Source organism: Dechloromonas sp. HYN0024 (assembly GCF_003441615.1).
Taxonomy (GTDB): domain Bacteria; phylum Pseudomonadota; class Gammaproteobacteria; order Burkholderiales; family Rhodocyclaceae; genus Azonexus.
On record NZ_CP031842.1, the window covers coordinates 2079409 to 2097914 of the forward strand.

An 18506-nucleotide genomic window follows, 5' to 3' on the forward strand; every position below is an offset into this window, starting at 1 on the left:
CGTGCCATGAAGCTCGCTCTCGGCGCCGCACTACTTATCACACTGTTCGCCGGCACTGCCCGGGCCGAACCACTGCCCGGTGCCAGCGTCGAATCGCTGCTCGCCGCGGCGCGCCAGCACAGCCCGGATCTCCGCATGGTCCGCCTGGAAGCCGAGGCAGCCCGCGAGCGCATCGCGCCAGCCGGCGCTCTGCCCGACCCGGTGCTACGCATCGAGCTGGAAAACGTCACCAGAAATGGCAGCCAGAACGCCACCCTCGATCCAACGCGGACGGGCGACACCAAGTACACCTTGATGCAGCCGCTACCCTTCTGGGGCAAGCGCGACCTCAGACGCGAGGTCGCCAGCGCCGAAGCGACCCAGGCCGACGGTCGGACTGCCGATACCTGGGCCGAGGTCGCCAGCCGCATCAAGGGGCTATACGCGCAATACTGGCTGACCGGCCAGTCGCTGCAACTGACCCGAGAGAACATCGAACTGAGCCGCCGGCTCGAACAGATCGCCCAGGTCCGCTATGCCGGCGGCCTTGCCGCGCAGCAGGACGCCATCCGCGCTCAGCTTGAACGCAGCACGATGGAGGCCGAACTGGTCGGCATGGAAAGCGAATTCCATCACCTTATGGTCTTCATCAACGCCATGCTGGCCCGCCATGCCGATGCCGCCCTGGCCGAACCGACCGTGCTCCGTCCCCTTCCCCCCCGCCTTGATGGTACCGCCCTGAATACCCGGCTGCTCGCCGCCAACCCGCAACTGGCGATCGAAGCCGCCCGTATCGGCGGTGCCGAAAAAAGCCGCGACCTGGCTTACCGTAACCGCTACCCTGACCTGACGCTGGGCGTTGCGCCAATGCAGGTCGGCAACCGCATCGATGCCTGGAGCCTTATGCTGGAAATGAGCCTGCCCCTGCAACAGGGCACCCGGCGCAGCCAGGAGCGCGAAAGCGAACGCCTGCTCGAAGCCGCCGCTGCCCGTCAGGAAGCCCTCAGCCACCGCCTGCAGGGCGATCTCAATGCCGCCATCAGCAACCTTGAAAGCGCCCGGGCGACCGAACAGATCACCCGAACCCGCCTGCTGCCGCAGGCCGAACTGACTTTCAAGTCGGCGCTGGCCGGCTACGAGAACGGCAAGGTTGATTTCGCCACCCTGCTCGACGCCCAGCGCCAGATCCGCAATACCCGCCTCGCGCTATTGCGCGCCCAGGCCAGCCAGCAAATGCGCCTGGCCGACATCGAACGCCTGCTCGGAGAAGACCTGTGAAAGCCGGCCCCACCCTGATTGCCCTGACCGTGGCCCTTGCCGTCGGCAGTTTTGCCGGTTACCGCGCGACTCAACCAAGCGCCGATGCCATCGCCCAAAATCCGGCCGCCCCGGCCAAGCCGGCCAAAAAGCTGATGTACTACCGTAACCCGATGGGCCTGCCCGACACGTCGCCAACGCCCAAAAAAGACCCGATGGGCATGGACTACCTGCCCGTATATGAAGGTGATGACGATTCGGCCGGCGACAGCGGCCTGAAAATCAGTGCCGAAAAAATCCAGAAAATGGGTGTGAAAGCCGAACCGGCCAAAGTCCAGATGCTCGACAAGACAGTACGCGCCAGCGGCCGGGTAGACATCGACGAGAGCCGGAGCTACACGGTAACCGCCAAGTTCGAAGGCTACATCGAGCGCCTGCACGTCAATACCACCGGCCAGCCGGTTGGTCGCGGCCAGCCACTGTTCGAGGTATACAGCCCGGAACTCGTCTCGGCCCAGCGCGAATACGCCATTGCCGCGCAAGGCGTCGGCAAGCTCAATGACGCCGGCGACGACGCACAGACGGCAATGAAACAACTGGCCGACGCCAGCCTGCAGCGCCTCAAGAACTGGGACATTTCCGACGAGCAGATCAAGGCTCTGGCCCAGACTGGCAATGCCAAACGCACCCTGACCTTCCGCGCCCCGGTGACCGGTATCGTTACCGAGAAGAAGGCCATCCAGGGGATGCGCTTCATGCCCGGCGATGCGCTCTACCAGATCGCCGATGTCTCCAGCGTCTGGGTTCAGGCCGATGTCTTCGAACAGGACATAGGGGCTGTAAGTATCGGCCAGAAGGCCAACATCAGGATCAACGCCTACCCCGGCGACGTTTTCACCGGCCGCATCGCCTACGTCTACCCGACGCTCAAGGCCGAAACGCGGACAGTATCGGTACGCATTGAACTGGCCAACCCGAAAGGCAAACTAAAACCGGCCATGTTCGCCGAAGTCGACATCCCGGTGGCCGGCCAGAAGCAGGTCGTCACCGTACCCAATTCGGCGGTCATCGACAGCGGCAACAAGCAGGTGGTCATCGTCCAGCTTGGCGAAGGCCGCTTCGAGCCGCGGCTGGTAAAACTCGGCCAGCGCGGCAACGAATTCGTGCAGGTACTGGACGGGGTGCGCGAAGGCGAAATGGTCGTTTCCTCGGCCAACTTCCTGATTGATGCAGAAAGCAACCTCAAAGCGGCGCTCGGCGGGATGCAGAAGGCAGACGCTGCATCTGCCGGCAAGCCGGCAGCCGTTGGGCACAAGGCGGTTGGGGTGTTGAATGCGGTGGATGCCGCCTCAGGGAACGTGACGATTACGCACGAGCCGGTGGCGAGCTTGAAGTGGCCAGCGATGAAGATGGATTTTATGCTGGCGAATCCTTCGCTGATTTCGGGCGTGAAGCCAGGGGCAGCGATTGCCTTTGAGTTTGTTGAGCGGGGGGCTGGGGAGTGGGTGATTACCTCGGTTGCTAAGCGATGAGCGTTTCCGTTTTTATGCGTGGGTTGTCGACTGATCAGCAAGGCGGAACCCCAAGCCCATCAGTCGACAACACCCCAACCCTAGGCACCGACAAAGGGAAAGCTCCCCATGCTTAACGCCCTCATCACCTGGTCGGCCAAAAACCGTTTCCTCGTTCTCCTCGCTACCCTCTTCATCACCCTCGCCGGCATCTGGTCGGTCATGAAGACGCCGCTCGACGCTATCCCCGATCTTTCCGACGTCCAGGTCATCCTGTACACCGAATTCCCCGGCCAGGCCCCGCAGGTGGTCGAGGACCAAGTCACTTACCCGCTCACCACCGCCCTCCTCTCAGTACCGAAATCCAAGGTCGTGCGCGGCTTCTCCTTCTTCGGCGCTTCCTTCGTCTACGTCATTTTCGAGGATGGAACCGATATCTACTGGGCCCGCTCACGCGTGCTGGAGTACGTCAATTCGGTGTCGGGGAAGCTGCCCAAGGGGGTCAGTCCGACGCTGGGCCCGGATGCCACCGGGGTCGGCTGGGTGTTCCAGTACGCCGTGCTGGCCAAGAACAAGACGCTGCCCGAATTGCGCACCCTGCAGGACTGGTATCTTCGCTATCAGTTGGCCAAGGCACCCGGCGTCGCCGAGGTGGCGAGCATCGGCGGCTTTGTCCAGCAATATCAGGTCACCGTCGATCCGATCAAACTCAGGAGCTACGGCATCCCACTGATGCGGGTCGCCGAGGTGATCCGCAATTCGAACCGCGATGTCGGCGGGCGCACGCTGGAGATGGCCGAGACCGAGTACATGGTGCGCGGTCGTGGCTATCTGCGCGGCAAGGACGACATTGCGAACCTTGTGCTCAAGGCGCAGAACGGCACGCCGGTGCGCGTCGCCGATATCGGCCGGGTCGAACTGGTGGCTGACGAGCGGCGCGGCATCACCGAGCTGAACGGTGAAGGTGAGGTGGTTTCGGGTATTGCCATGGCACGCTACGGCCAGAATGCGCTGGAGGTGATCGGCAATCTGAAGGCCAAGGTCGCCGAGATCAGCGCCGGCCTGCCCGAGGGCGTCAGCATCCAGACCGTTTATGACCGATCGGAACTGATCGAACGCGCCATTGCCACGCTCAAGCGTACGTTGGCCGAGGAAAGCCTGATCGTCGCGCTGGTTTGCATCGTCTTCCTGCTCCATCTGCGCTCGGCGCTGGTCGCCATCATCATGTTACCGGTCGGCATCCTTGCCGCCTTCATCGGCATGCGGGCGCTCGGCATCAACTCGAACATCATGAGTCTGGGCGGCATCGCCATTGCCGTCGGCGCCATGATCGATGCTGCCATCGTCATGATCGAGAACGCCCACAAGCATCTCGAGCGCCTGCAACCCGGCGAGTCGCGTAGTGACGCGATGATTGCCGCCTGCAAAGAGGTCGGCCCGGCGCTCTTCTTCAGTCTGCTCATCATCACCGTCTCCTTCCTCCCGGTATTCACGCTTGAAGCCCAGGAAGGCCGGCTGTTCGCCCCGCTGGCCTGGACCAAGACCTTCGCCATGGCCGCTGCCGCCTTCCTGTCGGTGACGCTGGTACCGGTGCTGATGCTGCTGTTCATTCGTGGCGACATCAAGCCGGAAGCCGAAAATCCGGTCAATCGCGCCCTCATCCGCGTCTATCGTCCGACCATCGCCGGCGTCATGCGCTGGAAGAAGACAACCATCCTAGCCGCCGTGCTCGCCATGGTCCTCACCCTCATCCCGGCCAGCCGGCTGGGCAGTGAATTCATGCCGACGCTTAACGAAGGTACGCTGTTCTACATGCCGACCACCCTGCCCGGTCTGTCGGTAACCAAGGCGGCCGAACTATTGCAGACGCAGGACAAGATCATCAAGAGCCTCCCGGAAGTCGCCTCGGTTTTCGGCAAGGCAGGTCGCGCCCAGACGGCGACTGACCCGGCGCCGATGGAAATGTTCGAGACAGTGATCAATCTCAAGCCGGAGAGTGAATGGCGGGCCGGCATGACCACCGACAAACTGATCGCCGAACTCGACAGGGCGCTGCAGTTCCCCGGCGTGGCCAACTCGTGGACGATGCCGATCAAGGCGCGTATCGACATGCTGTCCACCGGCATTCGCACCCCCATCGGGATCAAGGTCTTCGGCACCGATCTGGTTGAAATGGAACGGCTGGCCAAGGAAATTGAAACGGTGGTCAAGGCCGTCCCTGGCACCAGCAGCGCCTTTGCCGAACGGATTACCGGCGGCTTCTACCTCGATATCGTGCCCGACCGCGGCGCCCTGGCCCGCTATGGCCTGAGCGTTGGCGAAGTCATGGATGTCGTCGGCACGGCCCTCGGCGGCGAGATGGTCACCACCACCGTCGAAGGCCGCGAACGCTTCGGCGTCACCGTGCGCTACCCGCGCGATCTGCGCAGCGATCCGCAGGCCATCGCCCGCGAAGTCCTCGTCCCGGTGCCGGCCGAGATGGGTGCCCCGGCCACCATGGTGCCGCTCGGCCAGCTGGCCGACGTCAAGATCAGTACCGGCGCCCCGGCCATCCGCACCGAAAACGCCCTGCTCTCGGCTTACATCTACGTCGACATCCGCGACCGCGACATCGGTTCCTACGTTGCCGATGCCCGCCAGGCGGTCAATCAAAAGGTCAAATTCACACCCGGCACCTACGTCACGTGGAGTGGCCAGTTCGAGTACATGGAACGTGCCATCGCCAAGCTGAAAATCGTTGTGCCGGTCACCCTGCTCATCATCTTTCTGCTCCTTTACCTCAACTTCCGGCGCATCACCGAAACCCTGATCGTCATGCTCTCGGTGCCCTTCGCCCTGGTCGGTGGCATCTGGCTAATGTGGATTCTCGGCTACAACCTGTCGGTCGCCGCCGCCATCGGCTTCATCGCATTGGCCGGTGTGGCGGCCGAAACCGGCGTCATCATGCTGATCTATCTCGATCATGCCTGGACAGCGATCCAGCAAAAATGCGCCAGCGAAGGCCGCCAGCCACAGGCCACCGATCTTTATGCCGCAGTCATGGAAGGTGCCGTCGAACGCGTCCGACCCAAGATGATGACCGTCACCGCCATCATGGCCGGCCTGCTACCCATCCTGTGGGGCACCGGCACCGGCTCGGAAGTCATGAGCCGGATTGCCGCCCCCATGGTCGGCGGCATGATTTCCTCAACGGTACTGACGCTGGCTGTGATTCCGGCAATTTATGCGCTGCTCAAGCAGCGTCAACAGGGGCTCACCACCGCCTGATCGAGGCCACCGAGGCAATTCACCCCCAAGCGCGAAGCAGGGTCGCAAATAACACGTCAGGGTCGAGCGGCTTGACCAGAAAGTCATTCATGCCGGCCTCGAAACAGCGCACCCGGTCTTCGTTAAAGGCGTTGGCGGTCATGGCGATGATGGTTATGCCCTGGTATCCCGGAAGTTGCCGGATCTCTTGCGTTGCCTCCAGGCCGTTCACGTTGGGCATCTGCATGTCCATAAAAATAGCAGCGTAGGTTTTTTCTTGGGCCAGTGTCACGGCATCAGCGCCATCCTCAGCCTCATCGACGAGCAGGCCGACCGACTCGAGCTGCATGCGGGCCACCTCACGGTTGATCGGCTCGTCATCCACAACCAGCACATGGCGGCCCGTGTAACAGCTTTCAATCAGCACAGCCGCATTATCTGCTTGCTGGACAACGCCGGCCGGCTCGCCACCTTCCTGCCGCTTGAGTCTTGCCGTAAACCAGAAAGTGCTTCCCTTGCCCGGCTGACTCTCTGCGCCGGCCTCGCCACCCATCAACTCAGCCAGACGCAACGTGATGGCCAGTCCGAGACCTGTGCCGCCATACTTGCGGGTCATTGAATTGTCGGCCTGCTCAAAGGCGCTGAAGAGCCGCGACATCGCCTCTGGTGCAATACCCAGACCGGTATCCTGAACCTCGAAACGGACAACGACTTCTTTTCCGCAGTCCTCCTGGACGAGGATGCGGAGGGTCACGCTGCCGGTGTCGGTGAACTTGATGGCATTGGACGCGTAATTAAGTATCGCCTGCTGTAGCCGCGTCGGATCGCCTAGCAGATTGTTTGGCATGGCGCTGGCATCCATCAGCAGGGAAAGCCCCTTGCTGTTGGCCCGATCCGCGAGAATCGATTTGACATTGCTCAAGAGGCTGGCGAACGTCACGGGAGCCTCTTCAAGCTCGAATTTGCCGGCTTCGATCTTGGATATGTCGAGAATGTTATTGATGATGGCGAGCAGATGGTTGGCGGCAGCATCCATCTTGTCGAGCCGATCTGCCTGGCTGGACGTTACGCCTTCGCGCCGCATGATATGCGCCATGCCGACGATGCCATTCATCGGCGTGCGAATTTCATGGCTCATGTTGGCCAGAAAAGCGCTCTTTGCCACATTCGCCGCTTCCGCTGCATCGCGTGCTTCGGCCAGATCGGCGGTACGGGCGAGGACGATTTTTTCGAGGTGCGCCTCGCTCTCCTGCAGTTCAGCCTCCGCGGCCTTGCGCGCCGCCACTTCGCGCCGCAGCTTGTGCACCCACAGAACAAAGAGGATCAATATCAGCGCAGCGGCAGCACCATACTGAAAAACGGTTTTTGCCGGCAGCCCTTGCTCGATGTGCAAGCCCATCCAGCGATTGAGGATATCGTCTTGCTCGTTTTGCGGAACTGCCGCCAGGGTTTTTTCGAGAATTCCCAGCAGTTCCGGGTGCCGGTGAATGACTGCCATGCTGTGTGCACTGCGATATTCGGTGGTGCCGGAAATTCGCAAGTTCAATTCGCCCGTTTGCTGAATCAGATAATTCAGCGAGGGGGCATCACCCACGTAGGCATCGGCCTGATCTTCTCTCAACAATTCGAAGGCTTTCGCTTCGTTTGGCGTAGCCACCAGCCTGATCTGGGGGTGATCGCGGGCCAGCATCTCCTGCATGAAATAACCCTGCTTTACCGCGACACGTTTGCCATAAAGATTGTGCAAGTCACCCAGGTAACCTTTCCGGCCATCGTTGACGATGACAATGGCCGAATGGATGAACGGCGAAGTAAAGTTGAGGAATAGACGGCGATCTGGCGTATTCACCGCATCACTCAGCATATCCAGTTCGCCGGCCCGGGCCATGTCCAGCGTTTCTTGCCAGTTTTTCCCCTTGACCACGTCGAAACGTACGCCCAGTCGCCCTTCCAGCAAACGCAAGATATCGGCGTTTATGCCGACGAAATCGCCCTTCCCGTTGAACCACTCATAAGGCGCAAAATCGCGATCGATGCCAACGCGGATGACGGGGTGTTCCTTGAGCCACGCCTGCTCCGACTCAGTCAAGACCAGGGCGATCCGGCTGGAAAACACGAATCGGTTCAGTTGCCGGTCCGACAAGGGTGGCGCCAGCTTGCGGTCGGCATATATCGACGCCAGCCGACGCAGCCGCCCGGGGTCGAGCAGGCCAAGCTTGACGCTTTCCGGGAGAATCATCTTGCGCGTCTCGATTGCTTCGAAACGCAAATGCTCAATACTGAGCGTACTCCCGTATTGACGCTTGATCAGTTGGATCATTTCCTCCGGATGATCGAGCGCGTATTGCCAGCCCTTCAGGGAGGCGCGGATGAAACGCTCGGCGCGCCCCGGATTGGCCTGTAATTCCTGCTCGCTGGTAATGAGCAGGTCGCCATAAAAATCCAATCCGTAATTCTGCGGATTGATGATGTTGACCGGGATGCCCCGCTGCCGAAAATAGAAAGGCTGGTCCGTCAGATAGGCTGACATGACATCGACCTTGCCACTGGCAAGGTCCTCTTTATTGTAGGTATGCTGGACGTAGGTGAATTTATCCGGCGTCAGTCCGGATTCGGAGAGCAGCGCCCGTAGCGGCCCTTCGTCGCTGCCGCTGGCATCAAACATGAGCCGTTTGCCGACCATTTCATAGGGACTGATGATCCCGGACTGCCGGCGACTGATAAAAACCAGGGGATCGTGCTGAAAAATCGCCGCCAGGGCGACAATCGGCGCCCCCTTGGCATAATCGGCAACCACCCCGGAGTCGCCGATACCGTACTGCGCATGTCCCGACACGAGTTGATCGACGACGGTCTTTTTCGTGTCGAGCGGACGAATCTCGACATCCAGACCTTCGTCCGCAAAATAACCCTGCGCCTTGGCGGCGTAGTAACCGGCAAACTGGAACTGATGAAACCACTTGAGTTGCAGGACGAGCTTTTCGGATGGCGCCGAAAACCCTGTCAGGGGGAGTGACAGCAGAAAACCCGCAAGTGCTGCGCGAAAAATGACGTAAAAGTAATTAAACATTGCCCATCGGCCAAGTCTTATCGTTGTATTGGTCTCTTGCCACCAAGCTTACCGGATTTTTCAAGGAGAGATTGGCGGTATAGCCATTTGCCACCCTGCGCATGCCACCATTTTTTGGGATTTGCCCCCCCTATTTTCACCCCCTGACGTACACTGCGCCCCTAACTTTCAGGGGATGCCCGATGCAACAAGAACATTTCATTCCGGGCAAGGATGCCTCGCTCGAACACTCTATCGCCTCGATGCAGGCCAAACTGACGGCCCGCGGCTTCGATATCGAGGAATGCTCCTGGCTCAACCCGGTCGATAACGTGTGGTCCGTGCATGTGCGCAATCGCGCCTGTCACCTGATGTTCACCAACGGCAAGGGGGCGACGAAACTGGCCGCTCACGCCAGCGCGCTGGGCGAGTATTTTGAACGTCTGTCCTGCAATTATTTCTGGAATCACTATTACCTCGGCGAAACCGTCGCCAACCGCGAATTCGCGCATTACCCGCGGGAACGCTGGTTCCCGGTGACCGGCACCGACTGGCCGGCCGAACTGCTGACGCCCGAACTCCAAGCTTTCTACAACCCGGAAGGCAGTATCCCGGCCGAAGCCCTGATCGACATGAATACCGGCCACTACGAGCGCGGCATCTGCGCTATCCCCTATGTGCGCCAGCGCGATGGGGCCGAAGTTTTCGTGCCGGTCAACATCATCAGCAACCTCTACGTCAGCAACGGCATGTCGGCTGGCAACACGCAGGCCGAGGCACGCGCCCAGGCGCTGTCGGAAATCCTCGAACGTCACGTCAAGTTCAAGGTGATTGCCGAGGGCATCTGTCTGCCGGACGTCCCGGAAGAGGTGATCGCCCGTTATCCGACCATCGCTGCCGGCATTCAGGGCCTGCGCGACGCCGGCTTTGGCATTCTGGTCAAGGACGCGTCGCTCGGCGGCAAGTACCCGGTGATGTGCGTGACCATGCTCAACCCCCGCGACCAGGGTGTTTTCGCCAGTTTCGGCGCCCATCCGCGTTTCGAGATTGCGCTTGAACGGGCCTTGACCGAACTCCTGCAGGGCCGCGCCCTCGATGCCCTCGACGGCTTTCCGCCCCCCGGCTTCGATCTCGACGAAGTGGCGAGCGCCCCGAATATCGAAATCCATTTCGTCGATTCGAGCGGCATCGTGCACTGGAACTATTTTAGCGAGACGCCAGACTTCGAATTCGCCGACTGGAATTTCAACGATCTGGAAAACGGCAAGACCACCGACGACTACGCCTGGCTGGCCGAGCGCATCCACGCCGATGGCCACGACATCTACGTCGCCGATTTCGACCATCTTGGTGTTTACGCCTGCCGTATCCTCGTCCCCGGCATGTCGGAGATTTACCCGATCGACGACCTCGAATGGGAAAACAACAGCAATGGCGCCGCCGTCCGCCCGGCCATCCTCAACCTGGCCGAACTTGATGAAGACCAGTGCGGCCAATTGCTCGACACCCTGAACGAACTGAACATCGCCGATGAACGCCCGGTTGCTGCGCTCATCGGCCTCGCCCCGGATGCCGGGTCACTGTGGGCCGACTTGCGGGTCGGCGAACTGAAGACCATGCTGGCCCTGGCTGTCGGGGATACCGATGCGACGCTCGAAGGTTGCGAATGGGTACGTCAGTTCGAACAACTTGATGCTGGCCGTCGCCGCATCTATCAATGCATCGCAACGCTGCTCGAGATGGAAGACCCGAACATCTTCGAAGATGCGCTGGTCAGCCTCTACGGGGAAGAAACCCTGGATATGGCGACCGATCTGATCGACGGCGAAACCCGCTTCTTCGGTCTGGTCTCACCGGGCCTCGCCCTCGCAGGCTGCGACCTGCACCAACGCCTGCTCAAGGAATACGAAAAAGCCGCGGGTCGTTGCTAGACAATGGTCAGTAGCGGCCATTGAGGCGCAACTACCGACGCTCAACCAGCCATTTCAGAACCGTCGCGTAAAGGCGGTCGGGATCGACCGGCTTGGCGATGAAATCGTTCATGCCGGCGGCCAGGCAACGTGCCTTGTCGTCGGCAAAGACATTGGCGGTCATGGCCACAATCGGCACGCCATGGGCCACCGAGCCGTCGCGTATCTGGCGGGTTGCAGCCAGACCGTCCATGCGCGGCATCTGCATGTCCATCAGGATCAGGTCATAGTTCTGCCTGGCGACCATTTCCAACGCCACGACGCCGTCGTCGGCCAGATCCACCTGCAAGCCAACTTCATCGAGTATGGCCTTGGCGATTTCCTGATTGATCGGCTCGTCATCGACGAGCAGGACGCGCCGCCCCGAATACTCACGCCGCAAGGCATCTGCAGCATCGGCAAGAGACTCGCCCGGGCTGGACGGCAGGTCTTCAGCGGCGACTTTCAGGCGGGCTGTCAGCCAGAAAATACTACCCTGCCCTGCCCGTGCGAAGGCACCGGCGTCGCCCCCCATGAGGCGGGCCAGCTTGCGGGTAATGGCCAGACCAAGCCCGGTACCGCCGTATTTCCGGGTGGTTGAATTGTCGGCTTGCTCAAAGGCACTGAACAGCCTCGGCAAGTCGTCATCGGCAATACCAATCCCGGTGTCCTCAACCTCGAAGCGGAGCAGAACGCTGCAGGCATCGCCCTCGATCAGGCTGACCCGCAAGGTAATCACACCAGCATCGGTAAATTTGATGGCATTGGTCACATAGTTGAGCAAGGCCTGTTGCAGACGAGTCGGATCGCCGAGCAGGGGCGGCAAGGCTGGAAGCGGGTCGAGTTGCAGCCCGAGACCCTTGCCCTGGGCACGATCGCGCAGCATCGAAGCAACATCGTCGAGTATCCCCGAGACCTTGATTGGCGACTCTTCAAGGGTGAATTTCCCGGCCTCGATCTTGGACATATCGAGAATGGCATTGATAATGCCGAGCAGGTGGTCGGTGGCTTTTTCCAGCCGGTCAAGGCGCTCCTGCTGCCCGACGTCAAGGCCGCTGCGCCGTATCAGGTGCGTCATACCGGAGATGGCATTGAGCGGCGTGCGAATCTCGTGCGACATGTTGGCCAGGAAAGCGCTCTTCGCTACGCTCGCTGTTTCTGCGGCCTCCTTGGCAACGGCCAGCTCCGCCGTGCGCCGGGTAACCAATTCTTCAAGATGCTGACGGTATTGGCTCAGTTCTTCTTCGTTGCGCACCCGTTCCGAAATATCGCGGCTGATGCCGAACAGACCGACGACCGCTTGTTTGTCGTCAAAGAGCGGCCATTTATTCGTTTCAACATAACCAAGCGAGCCATCAGCGAGGTAATAAGGCGAAATCTTGGCGAGCAGCGGCGTTCCCTCGGCGAAGACCGCGACCTCCTCATCTTGGTAATGGCGGGCAACATCAGGCGGGAAAACTTCCCGGTCATGTTTGCCGATGAGGTCGCGCCAGTGGGCATGCGCGGTAATCTCGGCCAGCGCCTGGCTACAGAAACGGAAGCGGCTGTCAGCATCCTTGAAATAAATGAAATCGGTCGTCTGATTGAGGAAGGCTTCGAAATCCCGGTTGAAATCAGCCACCTTTTTCTCGGCCAGCTTGCGATTGGTGATATCGACATCCATACAGACCAGAATCTGTCCTGAATCGCCGTCACCCGGAATCAGAAAGGCTGTGGATTCGACCCAGCGCGCCTCACCGGTTCGCGTCCGGGTGAGAAATTCTTCCGGACCAAGCGACTGGCCAGTAAGGGCGACTTGCGCCAGGGCAGATTGGCAGCGCTGCCCCTCCTCTTCGCTGAAAATCAACTCAACCAGAAACTTCCCCTTCGCTTCCTCGGCACGCCAGCCGTAAAGCGCTTCTGAAGCCGTATTCCAGTAGATCACCCGGCCATCGCCATCGAACCACTGGATAGCCACGTTGGGTGTATTTTCCAGCGTAGCCGAGAGTTGTCGCCGCGAAGCTTCGGCCCGTTCAGTGGCCTTGGACGCCGTGGAAAACGCCCGACCCAGCGCAAGAAAAGCACCGCTCACCATGAAAGCGATAAGCGCAAATCCAAAACGTAGCGACCACCGGTTATCGGGCTCGGCTTTCCAGCCGCCATGGGGTATCGCGGCGATCTGCCAGGAACCATCCGGGAGGTAAATGCTGGCCAGAACCGGGTTGGCATCAAACAGCTCCGGACGGCCGAAAAACACCTCGCCCTCAGGCCCTCTCGCATCCTTGCCCCGAATGGCGACTTCGATGGATAACTTGTCGTCACGCAGACCGCTGCTGGCAAACAGCTTGTCGACATCGATCACGGCACTGACAATGCCCCAGAAGCTCTCCTTACCCTTGCCATCGGGCAAATAGACCGGCAGGCGGGCGACCAGACCAACCCCTCCCTGAACCAGATTGAGCGGCCCGGCCAGAACGATTTGTCGCGACAAGCGGGCCCGCTCGACCGCAGGGAACTGCGCCGGGGTATTGCGGTAATCGAGACCGATCGCCTTTTCGTTACCTTCGATCGGGTGCACCCAGCGAATCACCATGTCCGGGGCAGCAACGATGTTCCGGAGCTGGTTTCGCCCCGAAAAAAGCGGCTGGACGGCAATGTCGAAACGCCGCTGATCGATATCGGGGGTCAGTGCGATGACACTGATCAGGCCACGAACCAGCTGGATGTCGCTGGTTAAATTGGTTTCCAGCCCATCGCGTACCACGGTCAGGCTATGCAGGACCTCGGCACGCTCGGCTGAAGCAAACTGTTCGCGGTTAATTTTCTCCGCCAGGTAGGCAGACAGCAACAGACTGCAAAAAACCAGGAGGGCAGTGGCAAGGTGGATGCTTCGGCGTTTCATGGCTGCATTCTCACCGTTTCACGGCACGATGCCCAGATAAACGCAGCGAACTGCGATCGTTCACAACGATAAATTTCCACCTGTCCCCCCCGAAACTGGCATTGGAATATTTGTATATGCTAATTCTATCCACTCGGTGATCCTGTTGGCAAAGCTATTTCCGCCGAACTTCCCGGCTATCAGTGACTCTTAACAGAAGGAGTCAGCCATGAACCCGCACTACCGCCAGGAAAATGATTCATTCGGCAACATCGAGGTTGCCGCAGAGCACCTGTGGGGCGCCCAAACCCAGCGTTCGCTGGCGCATTTCGCCATTTCGACGGAACGCATGCCGGGCGAGCTGATCCGTGCCCTGGCCATGGTCAAGGCTAGCTGCGCCAGGGTGAACAGCCAACTTGGACTAATTCCGGCCAACATGGCCGAGGCGATTATCCTTGCGGCCGATGAAGTCAGAGATAACCGCCTTTCCGGCGAGTTTCCCCTGTCTGTCTGGCAAACCGGCTCGGGCACGCAAACCAACATGAATCTCAACGAGGTTCTGGCCAATCGCGCCTCGGAACTGCTCGGGGGGCAACGTGGTAACACCCGGCTCGTTCATCCCAACGACCAGGTAAATCTCGGTCAGTCGTCCAACGATATCTTTCCCACGGCCATTCACGTCGCCGCCGTGATCGGCATCGAAGGCCTGCTGCTCCCCGCCCTGCAGGGTCTGGTCTCAAGCCTGGAAGAGAAATCCGGCGAATTTGCCGACATCATCAAGATCGGCCGGACCCATCTGCAGGACGCAACACCGCTCTCGCTGGGCCAGGAGTTTTCCGGCTACGTCGCTCAGCTACGCCACGCCGGGGCCGCCATCGCGGCCAGCCTGGCATCGCTCTACCCGTTGGCGGTCGGCGGCACCGCGGTCGGCACCGGACTCAACACCCATCCCGAATTCGGCCAGCACGTCGCGGCTGAACTAGCTGTGGGTACCAGCTTTCCCTTCGTCTCCGCCGACAACAAGTTCGCCGCCCTGGCCGCGCATGACGGACTGGTGGCTGCCCACGGGGCCCTCAAGACCCTGGCCGTGGCGCTCATGAAAATTGCCAATGACATCCGCTGGCTGGCCTCGGGACCGCGCTCCGGTCTGGGCGAGATCGGCCTGCCGGAAAACGAGCCGGGCAGTTCGATCATGCCCGGAAAGGTCAATCCAACGCAGTGCGAGGCGCTCACCATGCTGTGCTGCCAGATCATGGGCAACGATGTCACCATCAGCGTTGCCGGGGCCTCCGGCAATTTCGAGCTGAACGTCTTCAAGCCGGTGATCGCCCATAATTTCCTGCAGAGCGTCCGCCTGCTGACCGACGGCATGCTGAGCTTCCAACGTCATTGCGTGCTCGGCATTACCGCTCACCGCGAGCGCATCGCCGAACTGCTGGAACATTCTCTGATGCTGGTCACCGCACTCGTCCCGCACATCGGCTACGACAAGGCAGCCGAAATCGCCAAACTGGCGGCCAGCGAGGGAATTTCGCTCAGGCAGGCGGCACTGAGGCTGGCTTATGTCACGGCCGAGGATTTTGAACGCTGGGTCGTGCCGGCCGGGATGATTCGGTCAGGCCCTTGAACCCGGGCCTGACCCTGGCCTGATCAACGGGCAGCAATGACCCCGCAGGCAATCCGCTTGCCCGAATTGCCCGCCGGCTGCGACTTGTAGTCGTCCGGGTCGGCATGAATCACCACACTGCGCCCGACCACACCGGTCGTCCCGCCCAGGCTCAAACCGCTTAGTTCGGCCGTGTAGCTGGCCTTTCCGTCGGCGTTGGCGATCAGGTTAGGCATATCACCCCCATGACGCTCAGCACCGGCGTGATGGCCATGGGCCTTGCCGGTCGGATTGAAATGTCCCTTGGCGCTGGTGGCATCGGGCGCACTGCAGTCACCCGCCTCATGCACATGGAAGCCATGCTCGCCCGGGGCTAGTCCGGCAACGGTGGCTTCGACCCGCAAACGACCATTGGTTTCGATGAAACGGACCGTGCCGTTCACCGCGCTTCCCGAACGGGCGAGCAGATCGGCACTGGCCGAAGGGCCGGACATCGAGGTGGCACAGCCACCGAGCAGGACGACAGACAAGGCACTCAAGGCGATAGCGGGACGTAGCAGCATGGCACTCTCCTGAAAATAGCGGTTGGGCGAACCTGAAAACGTTCGCATCGCTAGTGCTGACCGGCTCAAGCAAAGAACGTTCAAGTCATGACACACAAATCTTTATAACAATTTGAAATAACAAGATGCGCACTTGTTCTTAAAAGAATATTAAGCGCTTTGCTACAATGGCGGCCATTCGAAAACTCTCGACTATTCCTGCGGATTTCCCGGCAATGACCCAACGCAACACACTCTCTCACCTCGACTGGCTCGAAGCCGAGGCCATCCACATCATGCGCGAAGTCGCCGGCCAGTGTTCCAACCCGGTCCTGCTCTTCTCCGGCGGCAAGGACTCGATCTGCATGCTGCGCCTGGCTGAGAAGGCTTTCCGCCCGGGCAAGTTCCCCTTCCCGCTGATGCACATCGACACCGGCCACAACTACAAGGAAGTCGTCGCCTTCCGCGACAAGCGCGCTGCCGAACTGGGCGAGCGCCTGATCGTCCGTTCGGTCGAGGATTCGATGGCGCGCGGCACGGTGGTCCTCAAGCACGAGGGCGAGTCGCGCAACAAGCATCAGTCAGTCACCTTGCTCGAAGCCATCGAGGAATTCGGCTTCGATGCCTGCATCGGTGGCGCCCGCCGTGATGAAGAAAAGGCCCGCGCCAAGGAACGCATCTTCAGTTTCCGCGACGAATTCGGCCAGTGGGACCCGAAGAATCAGCGCCCGGAACTGTGGAGTCTGTACAACGCCCGCAGCCATAAAGGCGAGAACATCCGCGCCTTCCCCATCTCGAACTGGACGGAAATGGACGTCTGGCAATACATCGAGCGTGAAAACCTCGAACTGCCCAATATCTACTTCGCCCACACCCGCCCGGTGGTCATGCGCCAGGGTGCCATCGTCCCGGTCAACGTCCCGCTGGTTTCCGGCGAACTGGCCAATCCGTCCAAGGCCGGTGAACAGATCATCGACCTCCAGGTCCGTTTCCGCACCGTCGGCGACATTTCCTGCACGGCCCCTGTCGAGTCCGATGCCGATACGGTCAGCAAGATCGTTTTCGAAACGGCCACCACCACCATCACCGAGCGCGGCGCTACCCGCCTGGACGACCAGACCAGCGACGCCTCAATGGAACAACGCAAGAAAGAGGGTTACTTCTAATGAGCGCCCATCAAGTTGAAGACCGCGGCCTGCTCCGCTTCCTGACCTGCGGCAGCGTCGATGACGGCAAGAGCACCCTGATCGGCCGCCTGCTGTTCGACACCAAGACCATTCTTGCCGACACCCTGTCGGCCATCGCCAAGACCTCGGAAAAACGCGGCCTCGGCGCCGTTGACCTGTCATTGCTCACCGATGGCCTGCAGGCCGAGCGCGAACAGGGCATCACCATCGACGTCGCCTACCGCTATTTCAGCACCGGCACGCGCAAGTACATCATTGCCGACGCGCCGGGCCACGAGCAATACACCCGCAACATGGTGACGGCCGCCTCGACGGCCAACCTTGCCATCATCCTGATCGATGCGCGCAAGGGCGTCCTCACCCAGACCCGCCGCCACTCCAAGCTCGCTGCCCTGGTCGGCATCCCGCACCTGATCGTTGCCATCAACAAGATGGACCTGGCCGATTACTCGGAGGAGACCTACGAGCGAATCAAGGGTGAGTACCTCGAATTCGCCGCCAAGGTCGGTATCGAGGACATCCGCTTCATTCCGCTTTCGGCACTCAATGGCGACATGATCGTCGACCGTGGCGACAAACTCGACTGGTACCAAGGCCCGACCCTTCTGGAAATGCTCGAGGCCGCCCCGGCCGCCCATACCGAACATACCGAGAAGTTCCGCTTCCCGGTTCAGTACGTCTGTCGCCCGCAGGATTCGGCCAACCCCGACCTGCACGACTACCGGGGTTTCATGGGCCGCGTCGAAGCTGGCAGCCTCAAGGTCGGCGATGCCGTCACCGTCCTGCCCAATGGTCTGACGTCCACCGTCAAGGCCATCCAGATCGGCGGCGTTGATATCCCTGAAGCAGTCACCGAGCAATCGGTCACCATCCTGCTCGCCGACGAGATCGACACCTCACGTGGCGACATGATCGTCAAATCGAGCGAAGTGCCGGCTGCCGTCAAGCAGATCGAGGCCACCGTCTGCTGGATGGCCGAAGCACCGATGGATCGCGCCCGCACTTATCTGATCCGCCATACCACGCGTGACTCGAAGGCCAAGCTGGCGGCCATCGACCATCGCCTCGATGTCAATACGCTGGAAAAGGTCCCGGCCGAAAAACTGGCCATGAACGACATCGCCCAGGTCACCTTCAAGCTGGCCCAGCCCCTGTTCGCCGACCCCTATCTGGAAAACCGGGGGACCGGTGCTTTCATCATCATCGATGAGAGCAATAACAACACGGTCGGCGCCGGGATGATTCTCTGATTTCGATTTCGTGAAAACCCCGCAAAGGAAGCCCCACCGGGGCTTCTTTCATTTTTGCCTGCACATTTTT

10 protein-coding genes are annotated in these 18506 nt (G+C 60.5%); 7 read left to right on the forward strand and 3 right to left on the reverse strand.

Going from position 1 to position 18506, the window contains the following annotated elements; all coding sequences use genetic code 11:
* Window positions 1-6: 6 nt before the first annotated feature.
* The 3 genes from HYN24_RS10005 (at window position 7) to HYN24_RS10015 (ending at window position 6014) form a co-directional block, all read left to right on the forward strand.
* Window positions 7-1257 carry a TolC family protein gene (locus HYN24_RS10005; protein WP_117609113.1) on the forward strand — a complete coding sequence of 417 codons (1251 nt, stop codon included), beginning with the start codon at window positions 7-9 and terminating at the stop codon, window positions 1255-1257.
* Entirely contained in the window at window positions 1254-2768 is a 1515-nt protein-coding gene (locus tag HYN24_RS10010; RefSeq protein WP_117609114.1) for an efflux RND transporter periplasmic adaptor subunit, read from the forward strand. Before HYN24_RS10005 ends, HYN24_RS10010 begins: the two co-directional genes overlap by 4 nt.
* 108 nt (window positions 2769-2876) lie before the next feature.
* Window positions 2877-6014, forward strand: coding sequence for an efflux RND transporter permease subunit (locus HYN24_RS10015; RefSeq protein WP_117609115.1), 3138 nt, complete (start codon window positions 2877-2879; stop codon window positions 6012-6014).
* A gap of 19 nt (window positions 6015-6033) precedes the next feature.
* On the opposite strand, the gene HYN24_RS10020 is transcribed toward HYN24_RS10015, so the two are convergent.
* Complete coding sequence (locus HYN24_RS10020; protein ID WP_117609116.1) at window positions 6034-9063, reverse strand: ABC transporter substrate-binding protein; 3030 nt, start codon at window positions 9061-9063, stop codon at window positions 6034-6036.
* Between the two features lie 182 nt (window positions 9064-9245).
* On the opposite strand from HYN24_RS10020, the gene ycaO reads away from it, so the two are divergent.
* Window positions 9246-10973: a 30S ribosomal protein S12 methylthiotransferase accessory factor YcaO gene (gene ycaO, locus HYN24_RS10025; protein WP_117609117.1), complete on the forward strand. Its 1728-nt coding sequence runs from the start codon at window positions 9246-9248 to the stop codon at window positions 10971-10973.
* Between the two features lie 31 nt (window positions 10974-11004).
* Here the strand turns inward: ycaO and HYN24_RS10030 are convergent, their stop codons facing one another.
* On the reverse strand, window positions 11005-13872 hold the full coding sequence (locus HYN24_RS10030; RefSeq protein ID WP_117609118.1) for a PAS domain-containing protein: 2868 nt from the start codon (window positions 13870-13872) through the stop codon (window positions 11005-11007).
* Between the two features lie 208 nt (window positions 13873-14080).
* On the opposite strand from HYN24_RS10030, the gene fumC reads away from it, so the two are divergent.
* Window positions 14081-15478 (forward strand): class II fumarate hydratase, encoded by a 1398-nt coding sequence (gene fumC, locus HYN24_RS10035; protein WP_117609119.1) that lies wholly within the window; start codon window positions 14081-14083, stop codon window positions 15476-15478.
* A 23-nt stretch (window positions 15479-15501) separates the two neighbouring features.
* Here the strand turns inward: fumC and HYN24_RS10040 are convergent, their stop codons facing one another.
* On the reverse strand, window positions 15502-16020 hold the full coding sequence (locus tag HYN24_RS10040) for a superoxide dismutase family protein (RefSeq protein ID WP_117609120.1): 519 nt from the start codon (window positions 16018-16020) through the stop codon (window positions 15502-15504).
* 215 nt (window positions 16021-16235) lie between these two features.
* On the opposite strand from HYN24_RS10040, the gene cysD reads away from it, so the two are divergent.
* Window positions 16236-17165 (forward strand): sulfate adenylyltransferase subunit CysD, encoded by a 930-nt coding sequence (gene cysD, locus HYN24_RS10045; protein ID WP_117609121.1) that lies wholly within the window; start codon window positions 16236-16238, stop codon window positions 17163-17165.
* Window positions 17165-18436, forward strand: a complete 1272-nt coding sequence (locus HYN24_RS10050) for a sulfate adenylyltransferase subunit 1 (protein WP_117609122.1) — start codon at window positions 17165-17167, stop codon at window positions 18434-18436. The genes cysD and HYN24_RS10050 overlap by 1 nt, the downstream gene beginning before the upstream one ends.
* Window positions 18437-18506: the final 70 nt, after the last annotated feature.

Bases quoted from the DNA above. Each gene is read 5' to 3' on its own strand.
- ycaO (WP_117609117.1), top strand. From the start codon at position 9,246: ATGCAACAAGAACATTTCATTCCGGGCAAGGATGCCTCGCTCGAACAC.
- HYN24_RS10015 (WP_117609115.1), top strand. From the start codon at position 2,877: ATGCTTAACGCCCTCATCACCTGGTCGGCCAAAAACCGTTTCCTCGTT.
- HYN24_RS10040 (WP_117609120.1), bottom strand. From the start codon at position 16,020: ATGCTGCTACGTCCCGCTATCGCCTTGAGTGCCTTGTCTGTCGTCCTG.
- fumC (WP_117609119.1), top strand. From the start codon at position 14,081: ATGAACCCGCACTACCGCCAGGAAAATGATTCATTCGGCAACATCGAG.
- HYN24_RS10050 (WP_117609122.1), top strand. From the start codon at position 17,165: ATGAGCGCCCATCAAGTTGAAGACCGCGGCCTGCTCCGCTTCCTGACC.
- cysD (WP_117609121.1), top strand. From the start codon at position 16,236: ATGACCCAACGCAACACACTCTCTCACCTCGACTGGCTCGAAGCCGAG.
- HYN24_RS10005 (WP_117609113.1), top strand. From the start codon at position 7: ATGAAGCTCGCTCTCGGCGCCGCACTACTTATCACACTGTTCGCCGGC.
- HYN24_RS10020 (WP_117609116.1), bottom strand. From the start codon at position 9,063: ATGTTTAATTACTTTTACGTCATTTTTCGCGCAGCACTTGCGGGTTTT.
- HYN24_RS10030 (WP_117609118.1), bottom strand. From the start codon at position 13,872: ATGAAACGCCGAAGCATCCACCTTGCCACTGCCCTCCTGGTTTTTTGC.